A 20,767-nucleotide genomic window follows, 5' to 3' on the forward strand; every position below is an offset into this window, starting at 1 on the left:
CTCTTTCCTTCTTTCTTTGTAAGGGGCCGGGAGCCGTCAGGCCACCAGCGCAACTTTCATTTGTTCAAGGCGCGCTTTGACGGAGGTGTCGAGCACCTCGTCGCCGACCACCACACGGATGCCGCCGATCAGTTCGGGCTCTTGCCGAACCGTGACCTGGAGCTTGCGACCGAAGCGCTTTTCGAGCGCGGCCGAAACGTTGGCCAGGGCCGCGGCTTCGATCGGGAAGGCGCTGTAGACAACGGCGTCGGACGAACCGCTCTTCGCGTTGGCCAGTGCCCGGAACTGCTTCGCAATTTCCGGCAGCACCGAAAAACGCCCGTTCTCGAGGAGCGCGGACAGGAAGTTCTGGGCAGCGGGAGCCAGCGGTGCACCGAATGCACCGGCGACCACGCCGACCACCTGTTCGGCCGTGGCCTTCGGGTTGTCGGCGAACTGCTGGAGCTCCGGATTGGCCGCGATGGCGGCAATCTTTTCGAGCCAGGCGCTGGTTCCGGCGACGTCGGACGACGAAGCCTTGAAAAGCGCCTCGGCGTAGGGGCGTGCAATGGTGGCGAGTTCTGCCATGGCTTCTATCAGAGTTCGGTCTGCAGACGGGCGAGCAGGTCGGCGTGAACGCCCGCATTCACTTCCTTGCGCAGAATCTGCTCTGCGCCCTTGACGGCCAGTGCGGCGACCTGCTCGCGCAGGGCTTCGCGGGCCTTCAGTGCCTGCTGTTCGGCTTCGGCGCGTGCGGCGGCGACGATCTTGTTGCCTTCCTCGGTCGCGCGGGCCTTGGCCTCTTCAACGATGGCCTGGGCGCGACGTTCGGCGTCGGCAAGACGTTGCGCGGACTCGTTGCGCGCCTGACCCAGTTCGGCTTCCACGCGCTTGTTGGCGGCGGACAACTCGGACTTGGCCTTGTCGGCTGCAGCGAGGCCTTCGGCGATCTTCGCGGCGCGGTCGTCCAGCGCCTTCGCGATCGGCGGCCACACGTACTTCATCGTGAACCCGACCAGGATCAGGAACACGATCATCTGAACGATCAGGGTACCGGTAATGCTCACTTTTCACCCTCTCTATGGGATTGAATCGAAGCCATTCGCTAGCAGGGCCAGAGAACGACGACGCAGGTCCGACGAGAAAGACTTACTTCGGCAGGTTGGCGATTTGCGACAGGAACGGGTTGGCCGTTGCGAACCACAGGGCGATACCGGTGCCGATAATGAAAGCGGCGTCGATCAGACCAGCCAGCAGGAACATCTTGGTTTGGAGTTCACCCATGAGTTCGGGCTGACGTGCGGCCGACTCGAGGTACTTGCTGCCCATGATGCCGATGCCGATACATGCGCCCACAGCGCCCAGACCGATGATCAGGCCGGCGGCCAGTGCAACAAAGCTAATAACTTCCATGATGACTCCTAGAGGACTTTGGTTGAAGAGAAAAACAAAAACAAGAACGAAAACTGATGATCAGTGGTGATCGTGGGCCTGGCCGATGTAGACCAGCGTCAGCATCATGAACACGAAGGCTTGCAGCGTGATGATCAGGATGTGGAAGATGGCCCAGGCCGTGCCCGCAATGATGTGGCCGATGGCCAGGCCGATGCCGGTGGCCGACATGGACCAGGCACCACCCATCAGGGCGATCAGCAGGAAGATCAGTTCGCCAGCGTACATGTTGCCGAACAACCGCATGCCGTGCGAGACCGTCTTGGCGACGAACTCGATCATCTGCATGGCGAAGTTGAAGGGGTACAGAGCCCAGTGATTGCCGAAGGGCGCGGTGAACAGCTCGTGGACCCAGCCGCCGGCGCCCTTGATCTTGATGTTGTAGTAGATGCAGATCAGCAGCACAGCCACCGACATGCCCATGGTCACCGACAGGTCGGCGGTGGGCACGACACGCAGATAGGCGTGGTGCGGATCTTCGCCCGCGATGTGGAAAATCTTGGCCCAGATCGCCGGGAACAAATCGACCGGGAACAGGTCCATTGCGTTCAGCAGGAAGATCCAGACGAAGATGGTCAGGGCCAGCGGAGCGACGAACTTGCGGCTCGTGGCGTTGTGGACGATGCCCTTGGCCTGCTGGTCGACCATTTCGACGAGCAGTTCGACAGCCGCTTGAAAACGGCCGGGAACACCCGAAGTGGCCTTGCGGGCAGCCAGCCAGAGCAACCAGCAACCCAGGATGCCGAGCGTGATCGAGAAAAAGAGAGAGTCGAAGTTGAAAACCGAGAAGTCGGCCACACCTCCGGGCTTGGAGCTTTGCAGGTGCGTCAAGTGGTGAACGATGTATTCACCAGCGGTCTGACCATGTTCCGCAGCGTTTTCAGCAGCCATTCCGTTACTCGTCTCTCAGTTTCCGGCGCCGGGGCGAGAACATCACCGCCAACCAGGCCGCCTTCATTGTCACCACCAGGCCGATCAGCATTGCTGGCCAGCTCAGCGCCGTAATCAGCCTTGGCGCAGCGATCAGCATCGCCACCGACAAGGCCATCTTGACCATTTCCCACAGGAAGAACCCGAACACCGCAGTGCCCGGATTCAGGGAGGAAAACCGGCCGGTCAGCCCGCGTGCGAAGACCGCCGATGGAACAACCACCGCGATCGCGCCATATGCGGCGGACCAGCCCAGATTTTGCCTCCCCGTCAGCCCCCAGGCAGCCAAAGCCACCACCAGACCGACAACCAACTGACCCGCGATCACCCGCCACGGGGAGATCGATGGGTTCTTTGCTCGCAGTTCACGCGCCTCATCGGCGGTCAACGGCTTGAATTCTGCGTCGAGGTCTTCAGCGACCTCCGAGTCCTGGCGGGCGATTGTTTTCATTTCGAATGAAGCCCGGATGACGACCCAGAATTTCTACAAAGCCATTGATTATAAGTAAAAACCCAGCCTGTCCCGCCACCCGCGCTGTCGCGCACGCAAATCGGCACTGCATTCCCTGACGCGAACCCGACGCGGCGTGCACAACCATAATTCCTCCATGCACCCTATCACCGACGCCCTGCCCGCCACGCTTTGTTACCTCGATGGCGAGTACACCGCCCTGCGCGACGCGAAGATCAGCGTCCTCGATCGCGGCTTCATCTTCGGCGACGGCATCTACGAATACGTCCCCGTCTACTTCGGCCAGCCCTTCTGCTTCGAGGAGCACATGGCGCGCCTCGATCGCTCTCTCGCGGAGCTGCAGATCGAGAACCCGCTCTCGCTCGAGCAATGGCGGGAGATCGTGATGCGCCTCGTCGCGCCCGGCGGGGATGAGCCCCAGTCAGTGTACTTTCAGGTAACGCGCGGCGTGGCCCCGCGCGACCACGCGATGGTGCGCGGCATCCGCCCCACCGTGTTCGTGATGGTGAACCCGCTGCCGCCCAGCTCCGAGGCTGTGCGCGCCAAGGGCGTGGCCTGCGTCACCGCGGCCGACTTCCGCTGGCAGAAGGCGCACATCAAGAGCACCAGCCTGCTGGGCGCGGTGCTCGCGCGCCAGATCAGCGTGGAGGCCGGCGCGGCCGAGACCATCATGTTCCGCGACGACTGGCTCAGCGAGGCCTCGTCGAGCAACGTGTGGATCGTGAAGGACGGCAAGCTGATGGGCCCGCCCAAGAACAACCTCGTGCTGACCGGCATCCGCTACGGCCTGTTCGAGCGTCTCAGCAAGACACTCGGTATTCCCTTCGCGCTGCGCCCCATCTCGCGCGAGGAAGTGTTCGCCGCCGATGAAGTGCTGATCTCCTCGGCCAGCAAGGAACTGCTGCCGGTCGTCACGCTCGACGGCAAGCTTATTGGCAATGGCCGCCCCGGCCCCATCTACAAGAGCTTGTACGAGGCCTACCAGGAGGCCAAGGTACACAACGCACAAACGCAGAAGCAGCAGAAGCACGGAGTCCCGGCATGACCGACAACACGACCACCACCGAAACCACCTCGATCCCCGATCCGCGCAAGGAATCGCTGATCGAGTACCCCTCGCAGTTCCCGATCAAGGTGATGGGTGCCAAGGCCGACGGCTTCGTGCACGCCATCACGCAGATCGCTGAACGCTTCGATCCCACGTTCGACGCCACCACCGTCGAGCTGCGCGACAGCAAGGCCGGCAACTACCTCGGCGTGACCATCACAGTCACGGCCACCAGCCGGGAACAGCTCGACGACCTGTATCGCGCGCTGTCCTCGCACCCGATGGTCAAGGTCGTGCTTTGACCTGCAAGCCGTTCGCACGGCAGGCCATGCAATGACAGACTCAGCCGCCATCGCCGTTCCCGCCATCGAACTGCTCGCGCTGGGTCGCGTCGACTACGCCGACACCTTCGCGGCGATGAAGCAGTTCACGTTCGAGCGCACGCCCGACACGCCCGATGCGCTATGGATTTGCGAGCACGCCCCGGTCTTCACGCAAGGCATCGCGGGCAAGCAGGACCACATCCTGAACCCCGGCGCCATCCCCATCGTGCAGACCGACCGGGGCGGGCAGGTCACCTTCCACGGCCCCGGCCAGGTGGTGGCCTACCCGCTGATCGACCTGCGGCGCGCGGGCTACTTCGTCAAGGAATATGTGTTTCGCATCGAGGAATCGGTGCTTCGCACGCTGGCCCATTTCGGCGTCACGGGCCACCGCGTGGCGGGCGCCCCCGGCATCTACGTGCGGCTGGACGACCCGTTCTCCCACGCAGCGCTGACCGGCCCGATGCCCGCCGCCGACCCGTTCCGCGGCCTCGGCAAGATCGCCGCGCTGGGCATCAAGGTGAGCCGCCACGCCACCTACCACGGCGTGGCGCTCAACGTGCGGATGGACCTCGAACCCTTCTCGCGCATCAACCCTTGCGGCTATGCCGGCCTGCAAACGGTCGACCTTTCTACAATCGGCATCCAAACCACATGGGAAGAAGCCGCCGCGGTGCTGAGCCAGAAGCTCTCCACCTTCCTGGCGCCTTGACATACCGATGAGCACCACAGAAGTCGTCCGCGACGCGCAAAGCGCCGAAACCTACAACCCCCTGGCCAAGCAGAAAGCGGCGGCCAAGCTCTCGCGCATTCCCGTCAAGGTGGTGCAGAGCGGCGAAGTGCTCAAGAAGCCCGACTGGATCCGCGTCAAGGCCGGCAGCCCCACCACGCGCTTCTACGAGATCAAGCAGGTCCTGCGCGAGAGCAACCTGCACACCGTCTGCGAAGAGGCTTCCTGCCCGAACATCGGCGAATGCTTCGGCAAGGGCACGGCCACCTTCATGATCATGGGCGACAAGTGCACCCGGCGCTGCCCGTTCTGCGACGTGGGCCACGGCCGCCCCGATCCGCTCGACAAGGACGAGCCGCTCAACCTCGCGAAGACCATCGCCAAGCTGCGCCTGAAGTACGTGGTGATCACCAGCGTCGACCGCGACGACCTGCGCGACGGCGGCAGCCAGCACTTCGTCGACTGCATCAGGAATATCCGCGAGCTCTCGCCCACCACCCAGATCGAGATCCTCGTGCCCGACTTCCGCGGCCGCGACGACCGCGCCCTCGAGATCCTCAAGGCCGCGCCGCCGGACGTGATGAACCACAACCTGGAAACCGCGCCGCGCCTCTACAAGGAAGCGCGTCCCGGCAGCGACTACCAGTTCAGCCTGAACCTGCTGAAGAAGTTCAAGGCGCTGCACCCCAACGTGCCCACCAAGAGCGGCATCATGGTCGGCCTCGGCGAGACCGACGAAGAGATCCTGCAGGTCATGCGCGACATGCGCGCCCACGACATCGACATGCTGACCATCGGCCAGTACCTGTCGCCGTCGGGCTCGCACCTGCCGGTGCGCCGCTACGTGCACCCCGACACCTTCAAGATGTTCGAGGAAGAGGCCTACAAGATGGGCTTCAGCCACGCCGCCGTGGGCGCGATGGTGCGGTCGAGCTACCACGCAGACCAGCAGGCAGGACACGTTCTGGCCGGCGCGCCGGCGCTCGATTGAGCAACGACACCGCGGCGACACAGCCCGCTGCGGACGACGCACCGCGGCAGGGCAAGCCCCTGCACATCCTCCTGGCGATGTGCTACCTGCTGCATCGCACGGGCGCCGAGATGTTCACGCGCGACCTGGCGATGTGGCTGCGACGCCGCGGGCACGCCGTCACCATCTTCGCGACGGCCTTCGGCGACATGGCGAACGAGCTGCGCTTCGCCTCCATCGCCTGCGTCACCGACCTGGCCGACATGGCGGCGCGACCGGACACCATCGTCGGCAACACGCACCACGAGACGGTTAGAGCCCTGCTGCATTTCCACGACGTGCCGGTCATCACGATCTGCCACGACCGCAGCGACGACCATGGGCGGCCCGCTCAGTTCGCGCAGGTCGTGCGCCATGTGGCGGTCGACGAGAACTGCGCGCAGCGGCTGGTGCACGAGTTCGGCATCGAACGCGAGCGCATCGAGCTGATCCAGAACGGCGTCGACCTCTCTCGCTTTCCTCGGCGCGGCGCACTGCCGCAGCGGGCCCGCACGGCGCTCGTCTTCAGCAACTACGCCTCGCACAACGAGCAGCTCGAGGAAATCCGCGCCGCCTGCGTGCAGCGCGGGCTGTCGCTGGACGTGATCGGCAGCGGCACCGGCAACCACCTGCCCGACCCGGCCGAGGCGCTGGGCCGCTACGACATCGTCTTCGGCAAGGGCCGCTGCGCCACCGAGGCGCTGTGCACCGGTAACGCGGTGGTGGTTCTCGACCCGGTCTGGGGCATGGGCGAGATGGTGACGGCTTCCACGATCGCCCACGCGCGGCGCTGGAATTTCGGCCGGGCGCTGCTGATCCGTCCGATCACGCGGGAAAGCGTGGGCGCTGAACTCGACCGCTACGACGCCGAAGATGCCGCCAGCTCCGGCGAGTGGATGCGCACGCACGGCAGTCTCGACGCCACGCTAGGCGCGCTCGAAGGCTGCGTGCTGCGCATGGTCCGGCAACACACGGTGATCGAAATTCCCGCCGGCCAGCGGGCGGACGAGATGTCCCGCTACATGCAGGACTGGATCCGGCGCGGCAATCCTTCGGCCGCGCAGCTGACCATCGCATCGCTGCACCAGCATGTTGCGGGGCTGCAGCAGTCCTTCAACGACCACCAGCACATGTACCAGAGCCGGATCGAGGCGGTACAGGCCGAGGCGCAGCGCCAGGCGGAGCACGCGGCGCAGTCGAATGCGCACTGCAACGAGCGGCTGGCCGAAGCCGAGCGGCAAGTGCAGCAGGCACGCACCGAACTCGCCCTGCTCCAGGCGCAGCTGCGCGAGGTCTACGCCAGCCGCTCGTGGCGCGTGACCGGGCCGCTGCGCCGCATCTCGACCCTGGTTCGCCCAGGCGAACCGCAGGCATGAAGGCGCTGGTGATCGCCGCCCATTCGGGGCATGAGCTGCTGCTTTGGAAGTGGCTGCGCAACGAGCGGCCCGACTTCGTGGTGCTGACCAACGGCGCCGGATCGACCGGCGTGCCGCGGCTCGAACCGACGGTCGACAATCTCTCGCGCGCCGGTGCCCGCTGGATCCCGGAGGTAGTGCAGCCGGTCGCCGACGCCGACATCTACCGCGCCCTTCTCGAAGGCGACACGAGCCTCTTCACGCGATGGGTCGATGCGCTGGCCGATCACGTCGTCGAGCAGGGTATCGACTGCATCGTCGCCGACGAAGCCGAGGACTACAACCCTTCGCACGACATGTGCCGCCTGATGGCCAACCAGGTCGCGGCGCAGGTCGTGGCGCGCGGCCGCGAGGTCGTCTCGCTCGGCTATCCCACCGTGGGCCACCCCAGCCCGCCGGCGCGGCTGGCGTCCGAGCGCCACGTCGTGGTCGAGCTCGATGCGAACGAGCTGCAGGCCAAGCTGGACGACATGCACGGCTACGCGCGCCATTTCGGCGGCCAGCTGGAGCAGGAGCTGGCGGGCTTCATCGCCGAGTTCGGCGCCCAGGCCTACGGCCGCGAATGCCTCTTCGCCGCACAGCCCACGCGCTACGAACTGGCCCAGCCGCCCGCGGGCAAGCCCGCCTTCGAAGTCTTCGGCGAAGAACGCGTCGCCGCCGGCGTCTACAAGCACGTGATCCGCGGCTCCCACCTGCAGGCCGTGGCCGACCGGCTGCGCGGCGCCATTCGCCGTTGACCTGACGCATCAGCCAGCGACGACGCCGCGATGATCTTCACGACGCCCGCCAGCGACGACGACAGCACGGCCACCGTCGCCGATCCCGTCGTCACCGTACCGGCCCCGCTTGCCGCCGACACCGCGCTGTCCCATGCTGTCGTGGGCATCGGCCGCTTCGGCTGCGTGCACGCCCGCAAGCTCCTCTCCCTGCAAGGCTTCCATCTGCGCGCGCTGGTCGATTGCTCGCCGTCGGCCCGCGTCGCAAGCGAGCTTGCCGCGCTGCCGTTGCTGTCCAGCCTGGACGACATGCCGCGGGACATCGCCTCGGCCACCGTCGCCACCTGCGACGACGCGCATGCCGAGGTCGCGATGGCTTTGATGCGACGCGGCTGTCATGTGCTGGTGGAAAAGCCGCTGTGCATCGACCGGCACGAAGGCGCCCTGATGATCCGCACGGCGCGGCAATGCGGCGTCACCCTCGGCACCGGACACATCGAGCGCTTCAACCCGGTGTTCGACGAGGTGCTCCTGGGCCGGCTGCGCAATGCGGCCACGAACCATCGCCAGAGCCGGAGCGCCCGTCCGTTCATGCGCTTCCGGCGCTGCTCGACCCGCATCGCGACCGCCAGGGACAGCGTGCTGGACCTGATGGTGCACGACCTCGACCTGTTCGCATGGCTGTGCGCAATTCCCGCCGAGGCGCCACTCGAGCTGCTCACGCTGCATGTCGATGCGCACGGCGTGCGCGCCCGCGTGCGGCTGGATGCGCTGGTCGCCGAGTTCGAGAGCGGCTACGGCAGCCTGCCCGCGGCCCGGCTGCAGCTGTGCGACAACCATCGCGAGCAATGGCTGGACCTGCGCGGCGCGGCGTCGACAACGGCGGCCAACGGCGACGATGCCCTGGCGCGCCAGTACCAGGGCTTCCGGCGCGCGGTGCTGGGCGAGCCCAGCCGCATCGCGTCCGGCGCGGATGGCCTGGCGGCCGTCACCCGCGCCTGCCAGATACTGCGCGCATGAAGATCCCGCTGTTCCGGCCGGCGGCTTCCGCCGAACCGACGGCGGCGCGCCTGGCCCAGTCCCTCGCCGGCGTGCTGCGCAGCGGCACCTACATCCTCGGTCCGCAGGTCCAATCCCTGGAGACGCGGCTGTCGGCATTGCTGCAAGGCCGCGAGACGGTGGCAGCAGGGTCGGGCTCCGAGGCGCTGCTGCTGGCCTTCAAGAGCCTCGGCATCGGAAGCGCGGGCGGCGGCGACGCGCTGGACGAAGTCCTGGTGCCGGCCTACACCTTCGTGGCCTGTGCGGAAGCGGTGCTCGCAGCCGGCGCGCGGCCGGTCTTCGTCGACAGCGCGCCGGACGACTTCATCCCCATGCCCGAGGATTTCCGCAAGGCCCGCACGCCTCGTACGCGCGCGATCCTCGCGGTGGGCCTGTTCGGCGATGCGAGCAGCCTGCCCGAGCTGGCCGACTGGTGCCGCGACGAAGGGCTGCTGCTGGTCGAGGACGTGGCGCAGTGCCTGGGAGCCCAGTCCGACGACGGCGCCGCGGCAGGTCACGCCGGCACCTGGGGCGATGCCGCGGCGATGAGCTTCTATCCGACCAAGACCCTGGGCGCCGCCGGCGACGCCGGTGCCCTGGCCTTCAAGGACCCGCGCCACGCGGACAAGGCCCGGCTGCTGCGCAACCACGGCTACCGCGACGGCCTTCATCGCTGCCTCGGGCACAACAGCCGCATGGACGAGCTGCAGGCCTGCCTGCTCCACGCCGCGCTCGACGACTTCCCCGCGAACCTCGCGCGGCGTCGCGCCATCGCCGCGCGCTACCTCGCGGCCTGGTCGGACCTGCCGATGCGCCTGCCGAAAGACTCGGCCGGCCACGCCTGGAACTACTTCGTCGTCCGGCTGCCCGGTCCGCTCGAGCGAGAGAACTTCGCGGCCCGGCTGGCAGCGTCCGGCATCGCCACCCGCGTCTACTACGAGCAGCCGCTTCACCTGCACGAGGCGCTACGGCCCTGGCACGGCGACCGCGGTGCCCTGCCGCACAGTGAAAGGCTGGCCGGCTGTTCGCTCGCATTGCCGCTGTACCCGATGCTCGACGACGAGGAAATCGGGTACATCATCGATGCCGTACGGCAAGCAGCCCGAGCCCCAGGCGATCAGCACCCGACGACATGCCAGCCACCGTCCTGACCACGCTGTCGACCCGCCCCGTCCCGGGCCTGGTCGAGAACCACGCGGCCTATGCGCGGCGGCACGGCTACGCGCACCGCGTCGTCGACAGCACCCATGTGTGGGGCCCACGCCAGCCGGTCTACTTCCGCTACCACGCGATCTACCACCACCTGGCGCAGATCGGCGAAGGCAGCCTGCTGCTGGTGCTCGACCAGTTCGCGGTGGTCTACGAGCCCCGTGCGCTGGAAGAGACTTTCGCGGGCGTCGACGCGCTGGTCAGCGCGCAGCCCGACGACGACGCGCTCTGCAACACCAGCATGCTCCTGCTGCGCAACACGGCCGAGGTGCGCGAGAAGCTTCGCCAGCTGGTCGACCATGTCTCCCACTGGGCGGTGCGCATCCTGGAAGACGACGAGCAGCCGGAGAACTCGCTGGTCGCGCACGTCTTTCCGCCCCGCCCCTGCGGCCTGGCGCTGCCCAACGGCGTCTATCCCAACGTGCAGGCCAGCTGGCCCGGCGGCGGCTATCACGACTCCATCCGCGGCGTGCGGCCGCTGGTGGCCAGCGACGCGCCCACCTGGCGCCGCACAGGGCCCGGCAACCGGTGGACGCCGACGCTGGACTATGACTTCCGCGGCGTGCAGAACCTGGTCGACGAGGCCGCCGCGCTGGCCGCCGGCGAACGCCCGCCCTGCCTCGCGCTCTCCGAAGCCGCGCAGCCGGAGGGCGACGAGCTGCACCTGAACCCCGGCGCGCGCATCGCCTTCGTGAGCATCTACACGCACCACATCGCGAGCTACGGCCGCACCCACGAGGAGAGCTTCGCGCGCTACTGCCTGCGGCATGGCTACGGCTATCATCTCTACCGCAAGGTGCCGGAGTTCGCGAACGGGCTGACGGGCTCGTGGGCCAAGCCGCACGTGATGCGGCGCCACCTCGCCGAGCACGAGTTCCTGCTGTGGGTCGACGCGGACATCATCGCGATGAACCAGTCGCTGCGCATGGAGCCGCTGGTCGAGGGACGGGATGCCCTGGTGGGCAACGACCACACGGCGTGGAACATGAATTCCAGCGTGGTCGGCGTGCGCAACACGCCCGCGATGCATGCGCTGGTCGAGGACGTCTGCCAGCAGATCGAGAACGCGCCCGACCGCTCGTCGATCCACGCCAACGGCGGCGACCAGACCTACTTCGCGAACGCGTTCAGGGCGCGCGGCCTCATCACGCAGGCGCAGGTGGTCGATGCCCTGTCGCTCGACGCCCCCGTGATCTACGCCACTGGCGAGAGCCACTTCGTGCATTTCCCTACGCAATACACGCCGCAGCGTGCCGCATCGATGCACGCATGGAACCAGCGCAGCCTCGCGCGCGACGCCGACGGCTAGAGAATCAGGCGCAGCCCCTTCGCGAGACACCGCGGAACCGGCTTCGCCGGGCCGCAGGTGTCGCCCCCGGCGAGGGGGTTGGCGCAGCGACACGAAGTGCGCGAAGCCTGGGGGAGTTTCACGGTAAGTCGAGCCTGTAGCCGACCCCGTAGATCGACCGGATCAGTTCCTGCCCTCCGCTCGCCGCGTCGAGCTTGCGGCGCAGGTTCTTGACGTGGCTGTCGACCGCGCGATCGGTCACGGCGCGCTGGTCGGCATGCACATGGTCGAGCAGCCTGTCGCGCGAGAGCACGCGGCCGCGCGCGTCGGCCAGCGCCTTCAGCAGGCGGAACTCGACCGGCGTGAGATCCAGCGGCGTGCCCTGCCAGGCGGCCTTGTAGGCCTGCGCGTCGATCTGCAGCGGCGACGCCTCGCGCGCCGCATAGCCGCTGCGCCGCAGCAGCGCCTTCACGCGCGCCACCACCTCGCGCGGGCTGAAGGGCGTCTTGCAGATGTAGTCGTCCGCGCCGATCTCGAGCCCCATCAGTCGGTCGGCCTCCTCGACGCGCGCCGTGAGCATGATCACCGGCACCTCGCTGAACTGCCGCAGCTCGCGGCACACGCTCATGCCGTCCTGCCCGGGCAGCATGACGTCGAGCAGCACCAGGTCGGGCCGGCGGGCCTTCACGCTGGGCACCGCCTCCAGCCCGTTCGCGATCCATTGCGAGGTGTAGCCCGACGCCCGCAGGTAGTCGGCGAGCAGCGCGGCCATGCGCGGCTCGTCCTCGACGATCAGGATGTGGGCCGTCGCCGCCGGCGTGTCGTTCGTCGTTGCTGTCGTCATCGTCCTGCCCTCCTCCTCATGCCCTCGGCATGCGGATCGCGATCCACACGCCGCCCAGCGGCGAGGCCTTGGCCTCGATGGTTCCGTCGTGCGCCTCCACGATGCTGCGGCAGATGGCCAGCCCGAGCCCCGCGCCGCCGCTGGCGCGGTTGCGCGAGCCCTCGCCGCGGAAGAAGCGCTCGAAGAGGCGCGGCAGCAAGGCCTCGTCGATGCCCGGCGCGGAGTCCATGAGGTCGATGGCGATGCGGTCGCCGTCCTCGCGCGCCTCGATGCGCAGCACGCCGCCGGCGTCCGTGTAGCGGCAGGTGTTGAGCACGAGGTTGCTGAAGAGCTGCTGCATGCGCCGCTCGTCGGCGAACACCACGAGCGGCTGCGCGGGCAGCGCCAGCTCCAGCCGCAGGCCGGCCGAGGCCAGCCGCTCGCGGAAGGCATCGAGGCTCGGCTCCAGCAGGTCGCGCACGTCCACGTCGGCCTTGCGGTAGGCGAGCGCGCCCACGTCGGCCAGCGACAGGTCGTAGAGGTCGGTCACCAGCTGGTTGAGCATGCCGACCTCGTGCTGCAGCGAGCGCACGGCCTGCGCGTCGAGACGGCGCACGCCGTCTTCCATGGCTTCGAGTTCGCCGTGCAGCACGCCCAGCGGCGTGCGCAGCTCGTGCGACACGTCGGCCATGAATTCGCGGCGCATCTGCTCGTTGCGCTGCAGCGTGTTGGCGAGCGAATTGAAGTCGCGCGCCAGTTGCCCCACCTCGTCGTGCGAGGCCACGGCCACGCGGCTCGCGTAATCGCCCGCCGCCAGCCGATGGGTAGCCGTCGCCACACGCTTGACGGGCGCGAGCAGCACCCGCGCGATCCACCATGCGATGCCCGCGGCCAGCAGCACGCAGAGGCTGCCGATGACCCAGCTCGCGCGCAGCTGGTTCTTCTGGAAGCGCTGGTCGCCGGCCTCGCTCACGCTCTGGAAGGGCATCATGACGACCCAGCCCACGGTCTTGCCGTCGACCACCACGGCGCGCTCGACGGCGCCCTTGCGCACGTCCCTGAAGCCGATGATCACCCGCCTGTCGACATCGAGCAGCGAGATGCGCAGCACGGCACCGGTCAGGTCGGACACCAGCGCCGGCGAACGGCCCGGCTCGAAATGCTCGCCCGACGCGGAAGGCGCGGGCCGCATGATCTCGAACCAGGGGCGCGGGTTGTCGCGCAGGAAGTCCCAGCTGCCGTTCAGCCGGTAGGCCGCGGCGGCGTTCGGCACCACGGCGTCGAGCCGCTCTACGCCCTGTTCGTTGAGATAGCCGACGAAGCCGCGCTCGAAGTTCCAGCGCGAGGCGGCGCCCATGGCGACCACGGCCAGCACGGCGGTGGCCAGCACGGCGAGAAAGAGCTTGGTGGTGATGCTGATCTTCATGAAGGGCCACAAGATAAGCCAGATGGGGCCCGCGCGGTGCATCGCCGCCCCATGGCCGTGCGGGCCGCGGGGACCTCCACATTCGCTCCACATTCCCTGAAGACCATGGGTTCCAACCTGATTGGAACTCCGAACATGATGTCTTCCCGCTTCAACCGCACCGGCCTCGCGTGCGCCCTGGCCATCGGCCTGCTGGGCGCTGTCGCGGGATGCTCCGGCTCTTCCTCCACTTCGCCCGGCCCTTCTTCTCCTTCCGGCCCTCCCGGCCTCGCCGCAGGACCCCAAGGCGCTTCCGCCACGCAGGTCAGCGTGGTGACGGTGCAGCCCGAGAACCAGCCCGTCACCACCGAGCTCTCGGGGCGCACCCGCTCCCGCCTGAGCGCCGAGATCCGCCCGCAGGTGGGCGGCATCGTGCAGCAGCGCCTCTTCGAGGAAGGCGCGCTGGTGAAGGCCGGGCAGGTGCTCTACCAGCTCGACCCCGCCAGCTACAAGGCCGCCTATGCAAGCGCGCAGGCCACCGTCGCGAAGTCGGAAGCGACGGTCAACGCCGCGAAGGTCACGGCGCGCCGCAATGCGGAGCTCGCGAAGATCGAGGCCGTCAGCAAGCAGACCAGCGAAGACAGCCAGGCCACGCTGCAGCAGGCCGAGGCCGAGCTGGGCGTGGCCCGCGCCGCGCTCGACACGGCGCGCATCAACCTCGGCTTCACGCGCATCACTGCGCCCATCGCAGGGCGCATCGAAGCCTCCACGGTCACGCCGGGCGCGCTGGTCACGGCCAGCCAGACCACTGCGCTCACCACGGTGCAGCAGCTCGATCCGATCTACGTCGACGTGACGCAATCGACCACCGAGCTGCTGCGGCTGCAGCGCGAACTGGCGGCCGGCACGCTCAAGGGCAGCAGCGACAAGAGCGAAGCCTCGGTGAAGCTGCTGCTGGAGGACGGCAGCACCTACGGCCACGCCGGGCGCCTGCAGTTCTCCAGCGTCACGGTGAACGAAGGCACCGGTGCTGTCACGCTGCGCATCCTGGTGCCGAACCCCGATCGCACGCTGCTGCCCGGCATGTACGTGCGCGCAGTGCTGGAGGAAGGCGTGGCCGAGGGCGCTCTGCTGATACCGCAGCAGGGCGTGACGCGCACGGCCAGCGGCGACGCGTCGGCGCTGGTGGTCACGGCCGACGGCAAGGTCGAGAAGCGCGCGCTGAAGGTGTCGCGCGCGGTCGGCAACCGCTGGCAGGTCACCGAGGGCCTGAAGGCCGGCGAGCGCGTGATCGTCGAGGGCTCGCTGAAGGTGAAGGCGGGCGACTCGGTGAAGGCCGTGGCGGCTTCCGACGCCACGGTGGCCAGCGCGGGGGCCGCAGCCGCGGCCGCCGCGCCCACCGCGCGCTGAGGAGGCCACGCACATGGCACGCTTCTTCATAGACCGGCCCATCTTCGCGTGGGTCATCGCCATCGTCATCATGCTGGCCGGGGCGCTGTCGATCAGCACGCTGCCGCTGGAGCAGTATCCCGACATCGCGCCCACCAAGGTCACGATCAACGCAACCTACACGGGCGCCTCGGCCAAGACCATCGAGGACTCGGTCACGCAGGTGATCGAGCAGAAGATGAAGGGCCTCGACCGGCTCGTCTCGATGTCCTCGAGCAGCACCTCCTCGGGCACCGCGCGCATCGAGCTCACCTTCGAGGCCGGCACCAACGCCGACGTGGCGCAGATGCAGGTGCAGAACAAGCTGCAGCAGGCCGAGTCGCAGCTGCCGCAGTCGGTGCAGAACCAGGGCGTGACGGTCACCAAGTCGGGCACCGACTTCCTGATGATCGTCTCGCTGATCTCGCAGGACGGCAGCGCCTCGGCCACCGACATCGGCGACTACATCTCCAGCAGCCTGCTCGACGTGGTCAGCCGCATCGACGGCGTGGGCGACGTGCAGACGCTGGGCTCGGGCTACGCCATGCGCATCTGGCTCGACCCGGCGAAGCTGCAGAAGTATTCGCTGATGCCCTCGGACGTGACCACCGCGCTCACCAGCCAGAACACCGAGGTCTCGGCCGGCCAGCTCGGCGCGCTGCCGGCGGCCGCCGGCCAGCGCCTGACCGCGACCATCACGGCGCGCAGCAAGCTGCGCACCGCCGACCAGTTCCGCGAGGTGATCGTCAAGTCGGACAGCAGCAGCGGCGCGATCGTGCGGCTGGGCGACGTCGCGCGCATCGAGCTCGGAAGCGAGAGCTACACCATCAGCTCGCGCTTCGATGGCAAGCCCGCGGCCGCCATGGGCGTGAAGCTGGCCACCGGCGCCAACGCGCTCACGGTGTCGAACGCGGTGAAGGCCAAGCTCGACGAGCTGTCGCCCTTCTTCCCCAACCAGATGAAGGCGGTGGTCGGCTACGACACCACGCCCTTCGTGCGCATCTCCATCGAGGAAGTGGCCAAGACGCTGGCCGAGGCGATGGTGCTGGTCGTGCTGATCATGTACCTCTTCCTGCAGAACCTGCGCGCCACGCTGGTGCCCGCCATCGCGGTGCCGGTGGTGCTGCTGGGCACCTTCGGCGTGCTGGCGCTGCTGGGCTACTCGATCAACACGCTCACGATGTTCGGCATGGTGCTGGCCATCGGGCTGCTGGTGGACGACGCCATCGTGGTGGTGGAGAACGTCGAGCGGCTCATGACGGAGGAAGGGCTCTCGCCGAAGGAAGCCACGCGCAAGTCGATGGGCGAGATCACCGGCGCGCTGGTGGGCATCGCGCTGGTGCTGTCGGCGGTGTTCATTCCGATGGCCTTCTTCGGCGGCTCGACGGGCGTGATCTACCGCCAGTTCTCGGTGACCATCGTCGCGGCCATGCTGCTGTCGGTGCTGGTGGCGCTGACGCTCTCGCCTGCACTGTGCGCCACGCTGCTCAAGCCCGTGGAGGCCGGCCACCACCAGGAGAAGCGCGGCTTCTTCGGCTGGTTCAACCGCAACTTCGAGCGCAACGCCGAGCGCTACCGCTCGGGCGTGGGCGGCCTGCTGCACCGGGGCAAGCGCAGCATGCTGGTCTACGTGCTGCTGCTGGGCGTGCTGGGCGTGACCTTCATGCGCCTGCCCACCTCGTTCCTGCCCGACGAAGACCAGGGCACGCTGATGGCGCAGGTGAAGCTGCCCGCCAGCGCCACCGACGAGCAGCTGCAGCAGACCATGAAGAGCTTCGAGCAGTACCTCTCCTCGCAGAAGGAGGTCGCCCACTTCATCACGCTGACCGGCCTGAGCGGCGACCAGGCCACGGGCAATGCCTTCATCACGCTGAAGGACTGGAGCGAGCGCGGCGGCAAGGCGCAGGACGCCGCATCGCTGTCGCGCCGCTTCACCATGGACATGGCCGCGCGCACCAGCAACGCCAACGTGTTCGTGATGCTGCCGCCGGCCGTGCGCGGCCTGGGCTCCAACGCGGGCTTCGACGTGCAGCTGCAGGACCTGGGCGGCATCGGCCACGAGGCGCTGGTGCAGGCGCGCGAGCAGTTCCTGGCGCTGGCCCGGAAAGACCCGGCGCTGAGCCAGGTGCGCAGCAACAACCTGGACGACACGCCGCAGTTCGCCATCGACATCGACGACCGCAAGGCCGCCGCGCTGAACCTGTCGACCTCGGACATCAACGACACGCTCTCGAGCGCGATGGGCGGCAGCTACGTGAACGACTTCATCAACAACGGCCGCGTGAAGAAGGTCTACGTGCAGGCCGACGCGCCCTTCCGCATGCAGCCCGACAGCGTGGACCGCTGGCACGTGCGCAACGGCAACAGCGAGATGGTGCCCTTCTCGGCCTTCGCAAGCAGCCGCTGGACCTACGGCTCGCCGCAGCTGTCGCGCTACAACGGCATGTCGTCCTTCGAGCTGATCGGCGACCCGGCCGCGGGCGTGAGCTCGGGCACGGCGATGGACGCGGTGGAACGCATCATGAAGCAGCTGCCGCAGGGCATCGGCTACGAGTGGGCGGGCAGCTCCTACCAGGAGCGCCTGTCGGGCTCGCAGGCGCCGCTGCTGTACGCGGTGTCTATCCTGTTCGTGTTCCTGTGCCTGGCTGCCCTGTACGAAAGCTGGTCGGTGCCGTTCTCGGTGATGCTGGTGGTGCCGCTGGGCGTGCTGGGCGCCGTGCTGGCGACGAAGCTGGCGGGGCTGTCGAACGACGTGTACTTCCAGGTGGGGCTTCTGGCCACGGTGGGGCTGTCGGCGAAGAACGCGATCCTGATCGTGGAGTTCGCCAAGCAGCTGCAGGACGAGGGCATGGCGCTGGTCGAGGCCACGCTGCAGGCGGTGCGCCTGCGGCTGCGGCCCATCCTGATGACCTCGCTGGCCTTCATGTTCGGCGTGCTGCCGCTGGCGCTGAGCACCGGCGCGGGCTCGGGCAGCCGCCGCGCCATCGGCGTGGGCGTGCTCGGCGGCATCGCCACCGCCACCGCGCTGGGCATCTTCTTCGTGCCGCTTTTCTTCGTCGCTATCCGGCGCTTCTTCGCGCAACGGAAAAAGCCTACGACTCCGACCACGCCGGCCTCGCTGCCCGCATTGCCCGAGGCATGAAAGCCATGACACATCCTCGCTTCAGACTCCGCGCGCTTTGCGCGCTCCTCGCCGCCGCGACGCTGGCCGGCTGCGTCAACCTCGCCCCCGTGTACTCGCGGCCCGAGGCGCCCGTGCCCAAGGCCTGGCCGGCCTCCACGGACGCGAAGGACACAAAGGACACCAGGGACGCCAAGGACGGCACCGTCTCCGCCACCACCGGCTGGCAGAGCTTCATCACCGACGACCGGCTGCGGCGCACCATCACGCTCGCACTGGCGAACAACCGCGACCTGCGCGTCGCCGTGCAGAACATCGAGAAGGCGCGCGCGCAATACGGCGTGCAGCGCGCCGAGCTGTTCCCCAGCGTCTCGGCCACGGCCGGCGGCACGCGCCAGCGCACCTCGGCGGCCACGAGCAGCAGCGGCGAATCGTCCATCGGCAACACCTACACCGCCTCGCTGGGCTTCAGCAGCTACGAGCTCGACCTGTTCGGCCGCGTGCGCAACCTCAACGAGGCGGCCCTGCAGAGCTACCTCTCGACCGAGGCCACGACCCGCAGCACGCAGATCAGCCTGGTGGCCGAGGTCGCCTCGGCCTGGCTCACGCTGGCCGCCGACAACGAGCGGCTGAAGCTCGCGCAGGACACGCTCGCGAGCCAGCAGCGCTCCTACGAACTGACCAGCCGCATGAAGGCGCTCGGCGCCAGCACCGCGCTGGCGCTGGCCCAGGCGCAGACCACGGTGGACTCGGCGCGCGTGGACGTGGCCGGCTACACCGCGCAGGTGGCGCAGGACCGCAACGCGCTCGACCTGCTGGCCGGCGCCACGGTGCCGGACGAACTGCTGCCGGCCGCCGGCATGACCACCGCCAGCGCGCTGGTCGAAGTGCCCGCGGGCCTGCCCTCGACGCTGCTGCAGCACCGTCCCGACGTGCTGGCCGCCGAGCACACGCTGCAGGGCTCGAACGCCGACATCGGCGCGGCGCGCGCGGCCTTCTTCCCGACCATCTCGCTGACCGCGAGCTCGGGCTCGTCGAGCACGGCACTGTCGGGCCTGTTCAAGGGCGGCAACAGCACATGGAGCTTCGCGCCCTCGATCAGCCTGCCGATCTTCAACGCCGGCAGCAACCGCGCCAGCCTCGATTCGGCGAAGGCGCAGCGCGAGATCGACCTCGCCACCTACGAGAAGACGGTGCAGACCGCGTTCAAGGAAGTGGCCGACGCGCTGGCCGTGCGCGGCTCGCTGGGCGAGAAGCTGGCGGCGCAGCAGTCGCTGGTCGATGCCACGCAGAAGAGCTTCACGCTGTCGGAAGCGCTCTACCGCAACGGCAGCTACAGCTATCTCGAAGTGCTGGACGCGCAGCGCTCGCTGTACACGGCGCAGCAGACGCTGATCACGCTGCGCCTGTCGGAGCAGAGCAACCGCATCACGCTCTACAAGGTGATGGGCGGGGGCGACACGGCGCAGCCGGCTTCGACCGGCTGAAGCTGCTCAGCCGCGCGTCGCGTTTTCCTTCATCTTCGCCAGCGCGATGGCGATGGCCGCGCCGCCCAGCGTCTTGATGAGGCCCGAGTGCTGCGCGTAGAACTGGCTGACCTCGTCGATCACGCCCGCGTGCTGCTGCTCGGCGTGCGTGGCGATCTCTGTCACCTGCGCGGGCGAAAGCTGCGAGGCCTGATCGGGCGTGACCTGCGTCTGCCCCGGCTGCAGGATGCGCCCGAGCACGCCGCCGGCCAGCGCGGAGGCGGCGGCCGGGCCGAGCGTGGCCAGGATCTGGTTGAGCACGCCGGCCTGCTGCGCCGGCGAGGACTGGCCGAACAGCTGGCCGACCGTGTCGCCGAAGGGCGGCGTCTGGTCCGAGCGCATCGCCGCGGCGAGCCCCGCACCCAGCTCGCCGGGCGAGGCGTGCTGCGCGACCTGGTCGAGGTGGGCTTCGGCATTGTTGTTGCCGATGGCCTGCTGGAGGATGTCGAGTAAACCCATGGCGAGCTCCTTGGTGATCGGATCAGTTGGCTTCAGCGGGTCACGAGGTGCCAGATCCCGAGCAGCACCGCGGCGCCGACCACCGAGGCGATGAAGCCGGCACCGGCCCCCGCCGCATACCAGCCCATGGCCTGCCCGGCATAGGTCGCGACCAGCGAGCCGGCAATGCCGAGCACCGCGGTGAGGATGAACCCCATCGAGTTGTTACCCGGCAGCACGGCGCGGGCCAGGAGCCCGGCGATGAAGCCGATCAGAATCGTCCAGATGATGTGCACGGAAACTCCCTGTCCTTGGTGACAACAAGCGCCGCCGCTTTGTTGCGAAAGGCGCCCGGGGATCGTCGCCCCGCCTTCCTGAGCGGCAACTGACGGCGTGCCGTCCTGCACCCGGGCGGTC

Annotated in this window: 21 protein-coding genes; 12 read left to right on the forward strand and 9 right to left on the reverse strand. The window is 68.1% G+C overall.

The annotated features are described in order from the left end of the window. Nucleotides 1-36 precede the first annotated feature (36 nt). The 5 genes from ABL840_RS35715 to ABL840_RS35735 form a co-directional block, all read right to left on the reverse strand. Nucleotides 37-567 (reverse strand): F0F1 ATP synthase subunit delta, encoded by a 531-nt coding sequence (locus ABL840_RS35715; RefSeq protein WP_093206377.1) that lies wholly within the window; start codon nucleotides 565-567, stop codon nucleotides 37-39. A gap of 8 nt (nucleotides 568-575) precedes the next feature. Further along, nucleotides 576-1,046, reverse strand: coding sequence for a F0F1 ATP synthase subunit B (locus tag ABL840_RS35720; RefSeq protein ID WP_093206376.1), 471 nt, complete (start codon nucleotides 1,044-1,046; stop codon nucleotides 576-578). Between the two features lie 82 nt (nucleotides 1,047-1,128). Next, complete coding sequence (atpE, locus tag ABL840_RS35725; RefSeq protein ID WP_019657641.1) at nucleotides 1,129-1,392, reverse strand: F0F1 ATP synthase subunit C; 264 nt, start codon at nucleotides 1,390-1,392, stop codon at nucleotides 1,129-1,131. A 60-nt stretch (nucleotides 1,393-1,452) separates the two neighbouring features. Beyond that, nucleotides 1,453-2,322, reverse strand: coding sequence for a F0F1 ATP synthase subunit A (gene atpB, locus ABL840_RS35730; RefSeq protein ID WP_093206375.1), 870 nt, complete (start codon nucleotides 2,320-2,322; stop codon nucleotides 1,453-1,455). Nucleotides 2,323-2,326: 4 nt separating this feature from the next. Then, on the reverse strand, nucleotides 2,327-2,812 hold the full coding sequence (locus tag ABL840_RS35735; protein ID WP_093306922.1) for an ATP synthase subunit I: 486 nt from the start codon (nucleotides 2,810-2,812) through the stop codon (nucleotides 2,327-2,329). Nucleotides 2,813-2,969: 157 nt separating this feature from the next. On the opposite strand from ABL840_RS35735, the gene ABL840_RS35740 reads away from it, so the two are divergent. Genes ABL840_RS35740 through ABL840_RS35780 form a run of 9 tightly spaced genes read left to right on the forward strand, consistent with a single transcriptional unit; the run spans nucleotide 2,970 to nucleotide 11,630 of the window. After that, a complete protein-coding gene (locus ABL840_RS35740; protein ID WP_093306921.1) occupies nucleotides 2,970-3,878 on the forward strand; it encodes a D-amino acid aminotransferase in 909 nt (302 codons plus the stop codon). Beyond that, a complete protein-coding gene (locus tag ABL840_RS35745; protein ID WP_093206372.1) occupies nucleotides 3,875-4,183 on the forward strand; it encodes a YbeD family protein in 309 nt (102 codons plus the stop codon). The genes ABL840_RS35740 and ABL840_RS35745 overlap by 4 nt, the downstream gene beginning before the upstream one ends. A gap of 31 nt (nucleotides 4,184-4,214) precedes the next feature. Next, the gene (gene lipB / locus ABL840_RS35750) at nucleotides 4,215-4,916 is read left to right on the forward strand and encodes a lipoyl(octanoyl) transferase LipB (protein ID WP_093306920.1); all 702 of its coding nucleotides are present in this window, start codon (nucleotides 4,215-4,217) and stop codon (nucleotides 4,914-4,916) included. 7 nt (nucleotides 4,917-4,923) lie between these two features. Then, nucleotides 4,924-5,925, forward strand: a complete 1,002-nt coding sequence (gene lipA, locus ABL840_RS35755) for a lipoyl synthase (RefSeq protein ID WP_093306919.1) — start codon at nucleotides 4,924-4,926, stop codon at nucleotides 5,923-5,925. Further along, complete coding sequence (locus ABL840_RS35760) at nucleotides 5,922-7,319, forward strand: glycosyltransferase (RefSeq protein ID WP_418116116.1); 1,398 nt, start codon at nucleotides 5,922-5,924, stop codon at nucleotides 7,317-7,319. Before lipA ends, ABL840_RS35760 begins: the two co-directional genes overlap by 4 nt. Next, complete coding sequence (locus ABL840_RS35765; RefSeq protein ID WP_093306918.1) at nucleotides 7,316-8,095, forward strand: hypothetical protein; 780 nt, start codon at nucleotides 7,316-7,318, stop codon at nucleotides 8,093-8,095. The genes ABL840_RS35760 and ABL840_RS35765 overlap by 4 nt, the downstream gene beginning before the upstream one ends. Nucleotides 8,096-8,125: 30 nt before the next feature. Next, complete coding sequence (locus tag ABL840_RS35770; RefSeq protein WP_093306917.1) at nucleotides 8,126-9,094, forward strand: Gfo/Idh/MocA family protein; 969 nt, start codon at nucleotides 8,126-8,128, stop codon at nucleotides 9,092-9,094. Beyond that, the gene (locus ABL840_RS35775; RefSeq protein WP_093306916.1) at nucleotides 9,091-10,263 is read left to right on the forward strand and encodes a DegT/DnrJ/EryC1/StrS family aminotransferase; all 1,173 of its coding nucleotides are present in this window, start codon (nucleotides 9,091-9,093) and stop codon (nucleotides 10,261-10,263) included. Before ABL840_RS35770 ends, ABL840_RS35775 begins: the two co-directional genes overlap by 4 nt. Next, on the forward strand, nucleotides 10,245-11,630 hold the full coding sequence (locus ABL840_RS35780) for a hypothetical protein (protein WP_093306915.1): 1,386 nt from the start codon (nucleotides 10,245-10,247) through the stop codon (nucleotides 11,628-11,630). The genes ABL840_RS35775 and ABL840_RS35780 overlap by 19 nt, the downstream gene beginning before the upstream one ends. Before the next feature lie 118 nt (nucleotides 11,631-11,748). Here ABL840_RS35780 and ABL840_RS35785 read toward each other — a convergent pair whose 3' ends face one another. Both ABL840_RS35785 and baeS read right to left on the reverse strand, forming a co-directional pair. Beyond that, complete coding sequence (locus ABL840_RS35785) at nucleotides 11,749-12,453, reverse strand: response regulator (RefSeq protein ID WP_093306914.1); 705 nt, start codon at nucleotides 12,451-12,453, stop codon at nucleotides 11,749-11,751. A 16-nt stretch (nucleotides 12,454-12,469) separates the two neighbouring features. Further along, entirely contained in the window at nucleotides 12,470-13,858 is a 1,389-nt protein-coding gene (gene baeS / locus ABL840_RS35790) for a sensor histidine kinase efflux regulator BaeS (protein ID WP_093306997.1), read from the reverse strand. Nucleotides 13,859-13,993: 135 nt separating this feature from the next. Here baeS and ABL840_RS35795 point away from each other — a divergent pair, with 135 nt between their 5' ends. The 3 genes from ABL840_RS35795 to ABL840_RS35805 are packed head-to-tail and all read left to right on the forward strand — an operon-like array spanning nucleotide 13,994 to nucleotide 19,873. Further along, complete coding sequence (locus ABL840_RS35795) at nucleotides 13,994-15,247, forward strand: efflux RND transporter periplasmic adaptor subunit (protein ID WP_206169389.1); 1,254 nt, start codon at nucleotides 13,994-13,996, stop codon at nucleotides 15,245-15,247. A gap of 13 nt (nucleotides 15,248-15,260) precedes the next feature. Beyond that, nucleotides 15,261-18,407 carry an efflux RND transporter permease subunit gene (locus tag ABL840_RS35800; RefSeq protein ID WP_093306913.1) on the forward strand — a complete coding sequence of 1,049 codons (3,147 nt, stop codon included), beginning with the start codon at nucleotides 15,261-15,263 and terminating at the stop codon, nucleotides 18,405-18,407. 5 nt (nucleotides 18,408-18,412) lie between these two features. Then, nucleotides 18,413-19,873 (forward strand): efflux transporter outer membrane subunit, encoded by a 1,461-nt coding sequence (locus ABL840_RS35805; protein ID WP_093306912.1) that lies wholly within the window; start codon nucleotides 18,413-18,415, stop codon nucleotides 19,871-19,873. Between the two features lie 6 nt (nucleotides 19,874-19,879). On the opposite strand, the gene ABL840_RS35810 is transcribed toward ABL840_RS35805, so the two are convergent. After that, nucleotides 19,880-20,371: a hypothetical protein gene (locus ABL840_RS35810; protein ID WP_093306911.1), complete on the reverse strand. Its 492-nt coding sequence runs from the start codon at nucleotides 20,369-20,371 to the stop codon at nucleotides 19,880-19,882. 32 nt (nucleotides 20,372-20,403) lie between these two features. Continuing rightward, nucleotides 20,404-20,646, reverse strand: a complete 243-nt coding sequence (locus ABL840_RS35815) for a GlsB/YeaQ/YmgE family stress response membrane protein (RefSeq protein WP_093306910.1) — start codon at nucleotides 20,644-20,646, stop codon at nucleotides 20,404-20,406. Nucleotides 20,647-20,767 lie beyond the last annotated feature (121 nt).

Origin of the sequence: Variovorax sp. NFACC27, from assembly GCF_048301545.1 — a bacterium.
GTDB lineage: Bacteria > Pseudomonadota > Gammaproteobacteria > Burkholderiales > Burkholderiaceae_C > Variovorax > Variovorax gossypii.

Bases quoted from the DNA above. Each gene is read 5' to 3' on its own strand.
- ABL840_RS35715 (WP_093206377.1), bottom strand. From the start codon at position 567: ATGGCAGAACTCGCCACCATTGCACGCCCCTACGCCGAGGCGCTTTTC.
- atpE (WP_019657641.1), bottom strand. From the start codon at position 1,392: ATGGAAGTTATTAGCTTTGTTGCACTGGCCGCCGGCCTGATCATCGGT.
- atpB (WP_093206375.1), bottom strand. From the start codon at position 2,322: ATGGCTGCTGAAAACGCTGCGGAACATGGTCAGACCGCTGGTGAATAC.
- ABL840_RS35735 (WP_093306922.1), bottom strand. From the start codon at position 2,812: ATGAAAACAATCGCCCGCCAGGACTCGGAGGTCGCTGAAGACCTCGAC.
- ABL840_RS35740 (WP_093306921.1), top strand. From the start codon at position 2,970: ATGCACCCTATCACCGACGCCCTGCCCGCCACGCTTTGTTACCTCGAT.
- ABL840_RS35745 (WP_093206372.1), top strand. From the start codon at position 3,875: ATGACCGACAACACGACCACCACCGAAACCACCTCGATCCCCGATCCG.
- lipB (WP_093306920.1), top strand. From the start codon at position 4,215: ATGACAGACTCAGCCGCCATCGCCGTTCCCGCCATCGAACTGCTCGCG.
- lipA (WP_093306919.1), top strand. From the start codon at position 4,924: ATGAGCACCACAGAAGTCGTCCGCGACGCGCAAAGCGCCGAAACCTAC.
- ABL840_RS35765 (WP_093306918.1), top strand. From the start codon at position 7,316: ATGAAGGCGCTGGTGATCGCCGCCCATTCGGGGCATGAGCTGCTGCTT.
- ABL840_RS35770 (WP_093306917.1), top strand. From the start codon at position 8,126: ATGATCTTCACGACGCCCGCCAGCGACGACGACAGCACGGCCACCGTC.
- ABL840_RS35775 (WP_093306916.1), top strand. From the start codon at position 9,091: ATGAAGATCCCGCTGTTCCGGCCGGCGGCTTCCGCCGAACCGACGGCG.
- ABL840_RS35780 (WP_093306915.1), top strand. From the start codon at position 10,245: ATGCCAGCCACCGTCCTGACCACGCTGTCGACCCGCCCCGTCCCGGGC.
- ABL840_RS35785 (WP_093306914.1), bottom strand. From the start codon at position 12,453: ATGACGACAGCAACGACGAACGACACGCCGGCGGCGACGGCCCACATC.
- baeS (WP_093306997.1), bottom strand. From the start codon at position 13,858: ATGAAGATCAGCATCACCACCAAGCTCTTTCTCGCCGTGCTGGCCACC.
- ABL840_RS35795 (WP_206169389.1), top strand. From the start codon at position 13,994: ATGATGTCTTCCCGCTTCAACCGCACCGGCCTCGCGTGCGCCCTGGCC.
- ABL840_RS35800 (WP_093306913.1), top strand. From the start codon at position 15,261: ATGGCACGCTTCTTCATAGACCGGCCCATCTTCGCGTGGGTCATCGCC.
- ABL840_RS35805 (WP_093306912.1), top strand. From the start codon at position 18,413: ATGACACATCCTCGCTTCAGACTCCGCGCGCTTTGCGCGCTCCTCGCC.
- ABL840_RS35810 (WP_093306911.1), bottom strand. From the start codon at position 20,371: ATGGGTTTACTCGACATCCTCCAGCAGGCCATCGGCAACAACAATGCC.